The sequence below is a fragment of the Nocardioides sp. genome (assembly GCF_034670285.1).
Lineage (GTDB): Bacteria > Actinomycetota > Actinomycetes > Propionibacteriales > Nocardioidaceae > Nocardioides.
Window position 1 is genome coordinate 1 of record NZ_JAXMNS010000004.1, and the last position, 13,282, is coordinate 13,282.

Sequence of the window (13,282 nt, forward strand, 5' to 3'; positions counted from 1 at the left end):
TTGCCCTCGAAGTCGGCGACCGACTCGATGCCGGAGTCGGCCATCGAGACCTGGAGAGTGCCGGAGCGCTGGAAGATCTGGGCGATGTTGGTCAGGTTGGCGCCCTGCTCGATCGAGCCGAGCACCCTGGGCACCCACGCGATGGCGTAGTCGGCATCGCCGTTGGCCAACGCGTCCTGCGGCACGATGTCGCCGCCGGACGGCACGATCTCGACGTCGAGGCCCTCCTCCTCGAAGAACCCCTCCTCGACAGCGGCGTAGTAGCCGGCGAACTGTGCCTGGGGCAGCCACTGCAGCTGCAGCGTCACGTCGGTGAGGCCACCGGCAGCGCTGCCGTTATCGGCGCCTTCCTCGTCGCTGCCGCACGCAGCCAGGGTGGTGGCTGCGAGAGCGATGGTGGCGCCGACCGCGAGACGGCGGCGCAAGGTGTTCAACATGAGGGTTCCTTTCGACGGTCCTGAGCAGAAACGCGCGCCTCGCGACGTTGCAGGGGCGGACGATGTGGAGCGGGGCCGTGCCGGCGGCGAGCCGCGGGCGTCATGACGTGGCCCCGGTCGGAAGCCGCCACTGCACCACTCGTTCGAGCAGCACGGTGACGACGTAGGCGACCAACCCGAGAACGATGGCTGCCGCGACGTAGGCCCAGGCCCGGGCGTACGCGCTGGTGGCAGCGCTGGTGGCGATGAAGCTGCCGAGACCGCCGCGCGGCCCGCCGAAGTACTCCGCGACCAGGGCGGAGATCACGGCGAGGGAGCTGGCGACACGGATGCCGGTGAGCACGAAGGGCGCGGACGACGGCAGGGTCAGGCGGCCGAAGACCTGCCACCCGGACGCCGCGTAGGCGTGCATCAGGTCGCGGTGCGCCGGCGTGGTCTGGCGCAGCCCGCGCACGGTGTTGAGGTAGACCGGCACGAAGGCGGCGATCGCGGCGATCGCCCTGCGGCCGTACTCGCTGTCGGCGCCGTACATCGAGTTGAGCACCGGTGCCAGCGCCACGATCGGCACCACGGCGAGCGCGGCGACGACGTAGGCGAGCATCCCGTCGATCGCCCTTGCCCAGGCGGACAACCCGGCCAGCACGATCCCGACCACGGTGCCGAACGCCAGGCCGATGGCGGCGTTGCCGCCGGTGATCCAGAACGCCTCGCGGACGGCGGCGAAGTTGTCGCGCAGCTCCTCGGAGATCTCGGCCGGCCCGGGCAGGAGGTAGGGCGAGACCTCGACCACCGAGACGAGGTACTGCCACACGGCCAGGCCGATCACCCCGACCAGCAGGGGCGCGGCGACACGGCCGAGGCGCTCGGCACCCTCACCGGTGCGGCCCCTCACCGCTCCTCCGCTCCGCTCGACCCGGACCCGACCGGGGCACCGTGCAGCGCCTCTCGCACCTCGGTGACCTTGGTGAAGAACGCCGGGTCCTCGCGCAGCTTCTGGTCCCGGACGACGTCGCGCCCGAAGCCGGTGACGATCTCCTCGGTGATCCGGCCCGGACGGGCCGACATCACGACCACCCGGTCGGCGAGGAACACCGCCTCGGGGATGGAGTGGGTCACGAAGACGACGGCAGCGCCGGTCTCGGCGGAGATCCGGGCCAGCTCGGCCTGCATGCGCTCGCGCGTCATCTCGTCGAGGGCCCCGAACGGCTCGTCCATCAGCAGCAGCCGCGGCCGCTCGGCCAACGACCTGGCGATAGCCACGCGCTGCTGCATGCCGCCCGAGAGCTGGTCGGGACGAGACCGAGCGAAGTCGGTGAGCCCCACCAGCTCGACGAGCTCGGCCACCCGTCGCTTGCGCTCACCGCGCGAGGCGCCGTGCAGCTCGAGGGGCAAGGAGATGTTGTCGGCGACGGTGCGCCAGGGCAGCAGGCCCGCCTGCTGGAAGGCGATGCCGTAGTCCTGGTCGACCCGGGCCTGGGCAGCGGACTTGCCGAAGACCTTCAACGAGCCGGACGTCGGCGCCTCGAGGTCGGCGATCAGCCGCATCAGGGTCGACTTCCCGCAGCCCGACGGGCCGATCAGGGCGACGAACTCGCCGGCCTCGACGCTCAGCGCCACCTCGGACAGCGCGATCACCTGCGACTTGCGGGAGCCGAAGACCTTGGTGACGCCCTCGACCTGGACGGCGGAGACCGCCAGCACGTTGTCGGCGGGCGCGGGGGGCGCGGCGGGCGCAGCGGGGGGGACCTGCTCGGGGGTGCTCATAAGGCTTCTCCACGTCGGTAGTTGCGCAGCAGCAGGCCGATCAGGCCGATGAATCCGGCAGCGAGCAGCCCGAGCACGACCGCGCCGAAGATCGGCGCCCAGGCCTTCTCGGGGTCACCCGAGGCCTGCCCTGCGTAGGTGATGAGCATCCGGCCGATGCCGTCGGGGTAGACGATCGACACCTCGGCCACGACCGTGCCGACGACGGCGCCGGCGGCGCCGAGTCGCAGGGCGGGCAGCAGGTAGGGAACGCTCGCCGGCAGCCGGACACGCCGCAGCGTCGCCCACCACCCGGCGTCGTAGGTGTGCATCAGCTCGGTGTGGATGCGGTCCGAGGCCTGGAGCCCCCGGAGCGCGCCGACGGCGACCGGGAAGAACGCGAGATAGCTGGCGATCAGTGCGACCGACATCCACGGCGGCCACTCCCAGGTGCCGATCTCGATGCGCGACCCCCAGCTGCGGACCATCGGGGCGAACGCGATCAACGGCACCGTCTGGCTCAGCACGATCCAGGGCAGCAGGCCCCACTCGGCCAACCGCGAGCGCGCCATCAACAGCGCGAGGAGCAGCCCGATCACCGTCCCCGCGACCCAGCCGGCCGCCGCGACACGCAACGAGACACCCACGGCGTCCGCCACGACCCGCCACAGCGCGTCGGCCCCGGCCATGCTGGAGACCGGCTCGCCCAGGCGCTGGACCATGTCCCACACGTGCGGCATCGCGAGGTCGGTGGTGCGCGGCAGGACCCGGTTCTCGCCCACCAGGACGCCGTTCTCGGGGGCGATCGCCTTGTAGGCCTCCCACAACCCGACCGCGGCGGCCAGGCCGAGGACGCCGTACGACGCCGAGCGCACCGCCGGCAAGGCGGCCGTCCGGACAGTCCCCTGAGCAGCGAGAGACACCGTGGTCAGGCCTTCGCCGTCACGTGGTCGCGGAGCTCGGGGATGATCGACTCGCCGTAGACCCGCATCGTCTCCTCCTTGTTGTCGTGCTGGAGGTAGACGGCGAACTGGTCGACGCCGATCGCCTTGAGCTCCTCGAGTTTGGCGATGTGGTCGGCGGGCGTGCCGAGGATGCAGAACCGGTCGACGATCTCGTCGGGCACGAAGTCGGCATGGGTGTTGCCGGCCTGTCCGTGCTCGTTGTAGTCGTAGCCCTCGCGGCCCTTGATGTAGTCGGTGAGGGCCTTTGGAATCTGTACTGCACCGCCGCCGTCATCGCTTCCATCCCCGTAACGGGCCACGATGTCGGCGACGTGGTTGCCGACCATCCCGCCGAACCACCGGCACTGCTCACGCATGTGGGCCAGCGACTCGGGGCTCCCGTCGCCGACGTAGGCCGGTGCGGCGACGCAGAAGGTGATCTCGTCGGGGTCTCGCCCGGCGTCGGTGGCGGCCTTGCGGACCGCACCGATCATCCACTTCGCGATGTCGACGTCGGCGAGCTGGAGGATGAACCCGTCGCCGTGCTCGCCCGTGGTCTTCAGCGCGAGCGGGCCGTAGGCCGCGATCCACACCTCGAGCGCCGAGGTGCGGGCCCACGGGAACTGAAGCGTGGTGCCGTTGATCTCCACCGAGCGGCAGTTGCCCAGCTCGCGGATCACGTGGGTGGCCTCGCGGACGTCCTTGAGCGTCGTCGGCTTGCCGTTGAGCACCCGCACCGCGGAGTCGCCGCGCCCGATCCCGCAGACGGTGCGGTTGCCGTACATCTCGTTGAGCGTGGCGAAGACCGAGGCCGTCACCGTCCAGTCGCGGGTCGCGGGATTGGTGACCATGGGCCCCACGGTGATGCGGTCGGTCGCCGCCAGGATCGCCGAGTAGATGACGTACGGCTCCTGCCACAGCAGGTGGGAATCAAAGGTCCAGGCGTAGTCGAAGCCGTGCTCCTCGGCCTTCTTGGCCAGCGCGATGGTGCGCGCGGCGGGCGGGTTGGTCTGCAGGACGACGCCGAAATCCATGTTGTGTCTTCTCCCGGTGGTTGAGGTGCGAACGAGGAGCCGCTGACGGTGGTGAAACCCCGTCAGACGAGGTACTGCGTCAGCCCGCGCTTGAGGTACTGCCCATGACCGGCCCGCCCGTGGAACGCGCCGTCCGAGACGACCACCGAGCCCCGCGAGACCACGACGTCGACGAGACCGTCGATCTCGTAGCCCTCCCACGCGGAGTGGTCCATGTTCATGTGGTGGGTCTTGCCGACCCCGATCGAGGTGTGGCCCTGCGGGTCGTAGACGACGAGGTCGGCGTCGGCGCCGGGCGCGATCACGCCCTTCTTGCCATAGAGGCCGAACATCCGAGCCGGGGTCGTCGAGGTGAGCTCGACCCAGCGCTCGAGGGTGATCTCGCCCGTCACGACGCCCTGGTAGAGCAGGTCGAGGCGGTGCTCGACCGATCCGATGCCGTTGGGGATGGCGCGGAAGTCGCCGCGTCCGAGCTCCTTCTGGTCCTTCATGCAGAACGGGCAGTGGTCGGTGGAGACCATCTGGAGGTCGTTGGTGCGCAGGCCCTGCCACATGGCGTTCTGGTGGCCCTCCTCGCGCGAGCGCAACGGGGTCGAGCAGACCCACTTGGCGCCCTCGAACTCACCCCACGTCGGATCGCCCTGGGCGCCGAGCTGCTCCTCCAGGGAGAGGTAGAGGTACTGCGGGCAGGTCTCGCCGAAGACGTTCTTGCCGCGGTCACGGGCCGCCGCCAGCTGCGCGACCGCCTGCTTGGCCGACACGTGCACGACGTACAGCGGTGACTCGGTGAGGTCGGCCAGCATGATCGCGCGGTGCGTCGCCTCCTCCTCCATCTGCCAGGCACGTGCGACACCGTGGAAGTAGGGCGTCGTCTTGCCGGCGTTGTAGAGCTGCTCGGCGAGGACGTCGATGGCCGGGCCGTTCTCGGCGTGCATCATCGTCATCAGCCCGAGCTCGGCGGCCTTCTGCATCGCCTTGAGGATCTGGGCGTCGTCGGAGTAGAAGACGCCGGGGTAGGCCATGAAGAGCTTGTAGGAGGTGATGCCTTCGTCGACCAGGGTCTCCATCGCCTTGAGCGACTGCTCGTCCACCCCGCCGATGATCTGGTGGAAGCCGTAGTCGACCGCGCAGTTGCCGCCGGCCTTCTCGTGCCAGGCGGCCAGTCCCGTCTCGACGGCCTCGCCGGTCTTCTGCACGGCGAAGTCGATGATGGAGGTCGTGCCGCCCCAGGCCGCCGCGGTGGTGCCCGACTCGAACGTGTCGCTGGCCTCCGTGCCCCCGAAGGGCAGCTGCATGTGGGTGTGGGCGTCGATGCCGCCCGGTATGACGTACTTGCCGGTCGCGTCGATCACGCGGTCGACCGAGCCGGCGAGGTCGTGCCCCAGCAGGCTCGAGCCGGGCGCGAGAACGGCGACGATCTGCTCACCGTCGACGAGCACGTCGGCGGCGGTGCGGCCGGTCGAGCTGACGACGGTGCCGCCGGTGATCAGCAGGGTGCCCACGGCGTACCCCCTCAGGCCTTGGCGATCAGGGCGTAGGAGTCGGGACGACGGTCGCGGTAGAACTGCCAGTCGTCACGCATCTGCTGCACCATGTCGAGGTCGAGGTCGCGCACGAGCAGCTCTTCCTCGGTGCCCGAGCCGACCTCGCCGATGAAGTTGCCGCGGGGGTCGATCACCTGGCTGGTGCCGTAGAAGTTGACCGCCTCGTCGCCGTACTCGTTGTCCTCCAGCCCCACGCGGTTGGGCTGGAGCACGAAGTAGCCGTTCGCCACCGCGGCGCACGGCCCCTCGACCTCCCACAGCCGGTTGGACAGGCCGGGCTTGGTGGCGTTGGGGTTGAACACCATGTGGGCCCCGCCGAGGCCGAGCTCGCGCCAGCCCTCGGGGAAGTGCCGGTCGTAGCAGATGTAGACGCCGATCTTGCCCACCGACGTGTCGAACACGGGGTAGCCGGTGTTGCCGGGGCGGAAGTAGAACTTCTCCCAGAACTTCTCCACGTGCGGGATGTGGTTCTTGCGGTAGGAGCCGAGCACGGTGCCGTCGGACTCCACGACGACCGCGGTGTTGTAGTAGACGCCGGTCTGCTCCTCCTCGTAGATCGGGAGGATCATCACCAGCTCGAGCTCCTTGGCCAGCGCCGCGAACCGCTGCACGATCGGGCCGTCGACGGGCTCGGCGTAGCGGTAGTACTTCTGGTCCTGGGTGATACCGAAGTACGGCCCGTAGAAGAGCTCCTGGAAGCACATCACCTGCGCGCCCTGGGCCTTCGCCTCCCGGGCGAACTCCTCGTGGCGATCCAGCATGGAGGCCTTGTCGCCGGTCCAGGTGGTCTGGGAGATGGCTGCTCGCACGATCGTCACGCGGGTTCCTCCAACAGGTCGGGGCTTGCCTGGTAACTGTTATCTTCCGACTTGAACATTTCTCTTTCATTTCTGCTCTGTCAAGGGTTTCGGTGTTTCGAGGAGGCGACGTGCTCTCGCTGACGGGCCTTGAGGACCGCACGCCCAAGGGCATCGCGGGTGAGTTCAGCCGGGCGATCCGCTCCGGCGTCCTCGCTCCGGGCGACCGCCTGCCGACGGTGCGCGACGTCGCCGCCGAGCTCGGGGTCTCCCCCGCCACTGTCAGCGCGGCCTGGCAGGCGCTGCGCCGTACGGGCCTGGTGGTCTCGCGCGGACGCGCCGGCACGTTCGCGCGCGACGACCCGACCACCTGGTTGAGCCCCCGGGTCCGCGACCTCGTCGGCGGGTCGGTGAGCGCCGGCGACACCTCGTTGCGCTTCGACCTCTCACGCGGCACCCCCGACCCAGCGCTCCTGCCGGCACTGGGACCGGCGCTGAGCCGGGTCTCGGCACGGGCCTCGACCCTCGCCTACCAGGAGGAACCCGTGCTGCCGCGGCTGCGCGAGGTGCTGACCGCCACCTGGCCCAACGCTGACGACACGATCACCGTCGTCGACGGCGCCACCGACGGCATCGCACGCGTGCTCGAGCACCTGGTGTCGTACGGCGACCGCGTGGTGCTGGAGTCGCCGGGGTTCCCACCGTTCTTCGACCTGGTGGAGTCGCTCGGGGCCGAGGTCGTGCCCGTCGGGGTCGACGCGGAGGGCGTGCTGGTCGACGACCTGCGCGTCGCGCTCGACACGCGTCCGGTCGCCGTCGTCCTCCAGCCGCGGGCGCACAACCCCACCGGGGTCTCCCTCTCGGCCACCCGGGCCGCGGCACTGGCGCGAGTGCTCGCACGCGGCGCCGAGCCCGGACCGTGGGTGATCGAGGACGACCACTCCGGCGCCATCAGCACCTCGCCGGACGTCTCGCTCAGCACGCTGCTGACGGGCCGGGTCGTGCACGTGCGCAGCTTCTCGAAGTCCCACGGACCCGACCTCCGCATCGCCGCCCTCGGCGGCCCCGCTGCGATGATCGACGCGATCGTGCAGCGCCGGATGCTCGGACCGGCCTGGACCTCGCGGATGCTTCAGTCGATCCTGCTCGACCTGCTCACCGAGGCCTCGTCGATGGACGAGGTGGCCGAGGCCAGGCGGCAGTACTTCGGACGCCAACGTGACCTCGTCGCCGCGCTGGCGTCGTACGACGTCTCGGTGGCGACGCCGGACGGCATCAACCTGTGGCTGCCGGTGGCCGACGAGCGCGCCGCACTGCTCCACCTCGCCGCGACCGGCATCCGCGCCGCCGCCGGACGCCCGTTCGTGGCCGCCGGCTCACCGGTCTCCCCGCACGTGCGCGTGACCGCCGGCCTCGTCACCGCCGACCACGTGGACGACGTCGCCGCAGCGCTGGCCGGTGCCGCCCTCGCCGTCCGATAGTCCCTTACGAAGTGGCCCCTCCGCGGCCCGATCAGGGGCCACTTCGTAAGGGACTACCGCAGACGGGCGGTCCCGGATGGTGCGATGCTGCAGTGATGGCCGAGCCGACCGCCACCACCGGCGCCCTCACCGCAGCCGCCAACCACGCGCAGCGGTGGCTGGACACCGTCGCGACGCGCACGATTCCGGCGCGCGTCGACGTGGAGTCCCTCCTGCCGCTGGTGGGCGGCGCGCTCCCCGACGAGGGCTGCGACGCCGTCCGAGTGGTCGACGAGGTCGCAGCCGTGGAGTCCGGGCTGATGGCCAGCCAGTCCGGCCGCTTCTTCGGCTGGGTGATGGGCGGGACCCTGCCGGCGGCGCTGGCAGCCGACTGGCTCGTCAGCGCCTGGGACCAGAACGCCGGGATGCGCGACGCGACGCCCGGAGTCGTGGCGCTCGAGGAGGCGGCCGCCCGGTGGATCCTCGACCTCCTGCACCTGCCCTCCGGGTCGGACGTCGGCTTTGTCACCGGCGCGACGATGGCCAACTTCACCTGCCTGGCCGCTGCCCGCGGAGCGGTCCTGCAGCGTGTCGGTCACGACGTCCACGCCGACGGCCTCACGGGTGCACCTCGCCTGCACGTGCTCGTCGGGCAGGAGCGCCACGACACCGTCGACCTCGCGCTGCGCTACCTCGGCCTCGGTACGCCGACCGTCGTCGCCGCCGACGAGCAGGGGCGGATGCGCCTCGACGCGCTGGCCGAGGCCCTGGACGCCGTACCGGCCGACGCCCCGCTGATCGTGTGCCTCCAGGCCGGCAACGTGCACTCCGGCGCCTTCGACCCGGTGGCGGAGGCCGCCGAGCTCGCCCACGCCCGCGGGGCTTGGGTGCACGTCGACGGCGCCTTCGGCCTCTGGGCCGCGGCCTCCCCCCGCCTGACAGCACGGCTCGGCGACCTCGGCGCCGCCGACTCGTGGACGACCGACTCCCACAAGACGCACAACACGCCGTACGACTGCGGCGAGGCGATCGTGCGTGACCCCGCCGCGATGCGGGCGGCGATGGGGGTGCACGCGAGCTATCTGCTGGCCGAGGAGTCCGGTCCCGGCAACCCTTACGAGCGCGTGCCAGAGCTGTCGCGCCGCGCGCGCGGCGTGCCGGTCTGGGCGGCGCTGCGCTCCCTGGGCCGCACCGGGGTGACCGAGCTCGTCGACACCCTGGCCGACCGGGCCGTCGCGATCGCGGCGGGGCTGAGCGCGCTGCCCGGCGTGCAGATCCTCAACGACGTGACCTACACCCAGGTGTGTCTGTGCCTCGAGTCCGACGAGCAGACCAAGGCTGTCGGAGCGCGCCTCCACGAGGACGGGCGGATCCTGCTCTCGGCCTCCCACTGGCAGGGTCGCGCCGTGCTCCGGATCTCGGTGAGCAACGCCCGCACCAGCGCCGCCGACGTGGCCACCGTGATCGAGGCCGTGGCCTCAACGCTGCGATAGTCCCTTACGAAGTGGCCCCTCGTGGGCCCGATCAGGGGCCACTTCGTAAGGGACTATCTCCGCGGGCGGACGACGAACGGCGCCCGCCCCCACCTGGGGGACGGACGCCGTCCGGCTGCATCAGACGCGTCTGGGACGCAGCGGTTCGATCAGCTCGGGAACGAGCCGCCCGACGCCGCGAGGTCGCGCAGCCAGGCGGTCGGCACGAACCGCTCGCCGTACGCCTCGGCGAGCTCGTCGGCACGCTTGACGAACGCGGCCAGGCCGATCTCGCCGTCGGTGCCCTCGTAGCCGGTCATGAACTGCGCAGCACCACCGGTCATGGGCGGGAAGCCGATGCCCATGATCGAGCCGATGTTGGCGGCCGCGGCCGAGGTGACCACGCCCTCCTCGAAGCACTTGGCGGTCTCGAGCGCCTCGGCGAACAGCATCCGGTCCTTCATGTCCTGGAAGGGGATCTGGTTCTCGGCGATCGGGAACTCGTCCTTCAGCCCGGCCCACAGCGAGCCGCGCTTGCCCTCCTCGTACTCGAAGAAGCCCTTGCCGACCAGGCGCGAGGAGCGACCGAGCTCGATCATCTTGGCGACGACCGGCACGCCCGGGTGCTGGGTGTACGTCGTCCCGTCGCGCTCGGCGGCGTCCTTGGAGGCCTTCTCGATCTTGGCCATGAGCTCCATGTTGAGCTCGTCGGTCAGCTGGAGCACGCCGACCGGGTAGCCGGCCTGCGTGGTGGCCCGCTCGATCGACATCGGGTAGCAGCCCTCGGAGAGCATCGCGAGCCCCTCCATGACCTGGGTGCCGATGACACGCGAGGTGTAGAAGCCGCGGCTGTCGTTGACGACGATCGGGGTCTTCTTGATCTGCTGGACGACGTCGAAGGCCATGGCGAGCGCCTTGTCGGAGGTCTCCTTGCCGCGGATGATCTCGACCAGCGGCATCTTGTCGACGGGGCTGAAGAAGTGCAGACCGATGAAGTCGGCGGGGCGGTCGTCGCCCTCGGCGAGCTCGGTGATCGGCAGCGTCGAGGTGTTGGAGCACAGCAGCGCGTCGTCGTTGATGAACGGCATGATCTCGGCGAAGACCTTGGCCTTCAGCGAGGGGTCCTCGAAGACGGCCTCGATGACGAGGTCACAGCCGGTCAGGTCGGACGGGTCGGCGGTCGCGGTGATCCGACCGAGCATCTCGGCCGACTTCTCCTCGGTGAGCTTGCCGCGGCTGATGCCCTTGGCGTTGAGCTTCTCCGAGTAGGCCTTGCCCTTGTCGGCGTTCTCCTGCGAGACGTCCTTGAGCACGACCTCCATGCCCGCGCGGGCACAGGAGTAGGCGATGCCGGCGCCCATCATGCCGGCGCCGAGGACGCCGACCTTCACGGCCTTGTAGGGCTCGATGCCCTTGGGGCGCTCGGTGCCGGCGTTGATCGCCTGCAGGTCGAAGAAGAACGCCTGGATCATGTTCTTCGAGCCCTGGTTGACGATCAGGTTGGTCAGGTAGCGCGACTCGATGCGCGAGGCGGTGTCGAAGTCACGGCTGGCACCCTCGACGGCCGCGCTCAGGATCGCGCGGGCGGCGGGGTAGACGGCGCCCTTGGTCTGCTGGCGCAGGAGCGCCGGGAAGGCCGGGAGGAACGACGCCAGGGCCGGGGACGTCGGGTTGCCGCCGGGCATCTTGTAGCCGGGGGCGTCCCAGGGGTTCTGCGTGACCTCGGGGTTGGCCTTGACCCACGCCTTCGCGGCGGGGATCAGCTCGTCCTGCGTGGCGACGAGGTCGTCGACGAGGCCCTTCTCCTTGGCCGGACCGGCCTTGAACTGCGCGCCCGTGAGGAGGAACTCCATCAGGCCGGCCTGGAGACCGAACTTGCGCACGATGCGGGTCACGCCGCCGCCGCCGGGCAGCAGGCCCAGGCTCGACTCGGGCAGACCGACGGTGACCTTGGCGTCGTCGACGGCGATGCGGTGCTTGGCGGCCAGGCAGATCTCGTAGCCGCCGCCGAGGGCGGCGCCGTTGATCGCGGCCACGACGGGCTTGGGCAGGCGCTCGAGGCGGCGCAGGGCGGCCTTGACGTTCTCCGACATGGCGAAGACCGAGGCGGCGTCGTCCTTGCCGGCCTTGATCATGCCCTTGAGGTCGCCGCCGGCGAAGAAGGTCTTCTTGGCGCTGGCGATCACGACGCCGGCGACGGAGTCGGCGTCCGCGGCGATCTCGTCCTCGAGGCGCTGGACGGCGGCCTTCATCGACTCGATGTAGAGCGGGTTCATGGTGTTGGCCGACTGGTTGGGGTCGTCCAGCGTGAGGGTGACGATGTTGTCGGCGTCCTTGTCGTAACGGACCGACGTCTCAGTGCTCGTTGCAGTGGTGCTCATGCGTGAAGGGGTTCCTGTCTCAAGTCGTGTGTCGTACGGCGGGGGTGGTGACGGCTGCTTCCCGGCTCACGAGGTTTCGACGCGCTCGTGCGACCTCGCGAGCTCGGTCGCGTCGCTTGCTCTACCCATTGCTTGGTGTGGTGGAGCGACGTCTGTCCTCGCAAGCTCGGTCAGACGAGCTCCACCACAGTCGCAATGCCCATGCCGCCGCCGACGCAGAGCGTGGCGAGGCCGCGCTTCTGGTCGCGACGCTCGAGCTCGTCGATGAGGGTGCCGAGGATCATCGCGCCGGTCGCACCGAGCGGGTGACCCATGGCGATCGCGCCGCCGTTGACGTTGGTGATCTCGTCGGAGATGCCCATGTCGCGCATGAAGCGCATGGCGACGGCGGCGAACGCCTCGTTGATCTCGAAGAGGTCGATGTCCTTGACCTCCAGGCCGGCCTTGCCGAGCGCCTTGCGGGCGGCCGGGGCGGGACCGGTGAGCATGATCGTCGGGTCGGCGCCCGAGACGGCCATCGAGATGATGCGGGCGCGGGGCGTGAGGCCGAGGTCGATGCCGACCTGCTCGGTGCCGATCGCCATCAGGGCGGCGCCGTCGACGATGCCCGAGGAGTTGCCGGCGTGGTGGACGTGGTTGATCTTCTCCAGCCAGTGGTACTTCTCCAGCGCCACGTCGTCGAAGCCGGCGTCCTTGCCGATCTGGGCAAAGCTCGGCTTGAGGCCGGCCAGGCCCTCGACCGAGGTGTCGGGGCGAATGGTCTCGTCGGTGTCGAGCACCGTGAGGCCGTTGAGGTCGGTGACCGGGATGACCGAGTTGGCGTGGTAGCCGTTGGCCCAGGCCTTCGCGGCGCGGTGGTGCGACTCGGCGGCGTAGGCGTCGACGTCCTCGCGGCTCCAGCCCTCGATCGTGGCGATCAGGTCGGCACCGATGCCCTGCGGCACGAAGCCGGTGGTCAGCGCGGTGGCCGGGTCCTGGGCCCAGGCGCCACCGTCGGAGCCCATGGCGACGTTCGACATCGACTCGACGCCACCGGCGAGGATCAGGTCCTCCATGCCACCGCGGATGCGTCCGGCGGCCTGGTTGACGGCCTCGAGGCCGGAGGCGCAGAAGCGGTTGAGCTGCACACCGGCGACGGTGTCGGGGTAGCCGGCCGCGAGGGCGGCGGTCTTGGCGATGTCGCCCCCCTGCTCGCCGACCGGGGAGACGACACCGAGCACGACGTCGTCCACGCGGGCGGGGTCGAGGTTGGGGTTGCGCTTGCGGACCTCGTCGAGGAGACCGACCATCAGGTCGACGGCCTTGACCTCGTGGAGCGATCCGTTGGCCTTGCCCTTGCCGCGCGGGGTGCGCAGGTGGTCGTACACGAATGCTTCTGCCATGACCTCGTCCTTGCCGTAGTACAGCTCGTGGTCGAGCTGGGTGGGGTGTGCGGTGTTGCGTCCCACGATTGTGACACCAATACTGTCA

General features: G+C 70.2%; 11 protein-coding genes. 2 read left to right on the plus strand and 9 right to left on the minus strand.

The features are described from left to right. The 7 genes from VOI19_RS00500 to VOI19_RS00530 all read right to left on the minus strand — a co-directional run. On the minus strand, positions 1–437 hold a 437-nt coding region (locus VOI19_RS00500), incomplete at its 3' end, for an ABC transporter substrate-binding protein (RefSeq protein WP_323790988.1). 100 nt (positions 438–537) lie between these two features. After that, entirely contained in the window at positions 538–1,329 is a 792-nt protein-coding gene (locus VOI19_RS00505) for an ABC transporter permease (RefSeq protein ID WP_323790989.1), read from the minus strand. Further along, a complete protein-coding gene (locus tag VOI19_RS00510; RefSeq protein WP_323790990.1) occupies positions 1,326–2,201 on the minus strand; it encodes an ABC transporter ATP-binding protein in 876 nt (291 codons plus the stop codon). Before VOI19_RS00510 ends, VOI19_RS00505 begins: the two co-directional genes overlap by 4 nt. Continuing rightward, positions 2,198–3,103 carry an ABC transporter permease gene (locus VOI19_RS00515; RefSeq protein WP_323790991.1) on the minus strand — a complete coding sequence of 302 codons (906 nt, stop codon included), beginning with the start codon at positions 3,101–3,103 and terminating at the stop codon, positions 2,198–2,200. The genes VOI19_RS00510 and VOI19_RS00515 overlap by 4 nt, the downstream gene beginning before the upstream one ends. Positions 3,104–3,108: 5 nt before the next feature. Next, entirely contained in the window at positions 3,109–4,158 is a 1,050-nt protein-coding gene (locus VOI19_RS00520) for a TIGR03842 family LLM class F420-dependent oxidoreductase (RefSeq protein ID WP_323790992.1), read from the minus strand. A gap of 62 nt (positions 4,159–4,220) precedes the next feature. Beyond that, positions 4,221–5,660, minus strand: a complete 1,440-nt coding sequence (gene hydA / locus VOI19_RS00525) for a dihydropyrimidinase (RefSeq protein WP_323790993.1) — start codon at positions 5,658–5,660, stop codon at positions 4,221–4,223. A gap of 11 nt (positions 5,661–5,671) precedes the next feature. After that, positions 5,672–6,520 carry a nitrilase-related carbon-nitrogen hydrolase gene (locus VOI19_RS00530; RefSeq protein ID WP_323790994.1) on the minus strand — a complete coding sequence of 283 codons (849 nt, stop codon included), beginning with the start codon at positions 6,518–6,520 and terminating at the stop codon, positions 5,672–5,674. 110 nt (positions 6,521–6,630) lie between these two features. Between VOI19_RS00530 and VOI19_RS00535 the strand changes: the two genes are divergently transcribed. Together VOI19_RS00535 and VOI19_RS00540 are read left to right on the plus strand one after the other, a co-directional pair. Beyond that, positions 6,631–7,980, plus strand: coding sequence for a PLP-dependent aminotransferase family protein (locus tag VOI19_RS00535; RefSeq protein ID WP_323790995.1), 1,350 nt, complete (start codon positions 6,631–6,633; stop codon positions 7,978–7,980). A gap of 95 nt (positions 7,981–8,075) precedes the next feature. Then, on the plus strand, positions 8,076–9,452 hold the full coding sequence (locus VOI19_RS00540) for a pyridoxal phosphate-dependent decarboxylase family protein (RefSeq protein ID WP_323790996.1): 1,377 nt from the start codon (positions 8,076–8,078) through the stop codon (positions 9,450–9,452). A 149-nt stretch (positions 9,453–9,601) separates the two neighbouring features. On the opposite strand, the gene VOI19_RS00545 is transcribed toward VOI19_RS00540, so the two are convergent. Together VOI19_RS00545 and VOI19_RS00550 are read right to left on the minus strand one after the other, a co-directional pair. After that, positions 9,602–11,812: a 3-hydroxyacyl-CoA dehydrogenase NAD-binding domain-containing protein gene (locus VOI19_RS00545; protein ID WP_323790997.1), complete on the minus strand. Its 2,211-nt coding sequence runs from the start codon at positions 11,810–11,812 to the stop codon at positions 9,602–9,604. Between the two features lie 170 nt (positions 11,813–11,982). After that, on the minus strand, positions 11,983–13,194 hold the full coding sequence (locus VOI19_RS00550; protein WP_323791013.1) for an acetyl-CoA C-acetyltransferase: 1,212 nt from the start codon (positions 13,192–13,194) through the stop codon (positions 11,983–11,985). Between the last annotated feature and the right edge of the window lie 88 nt (positions 13,195–13,282).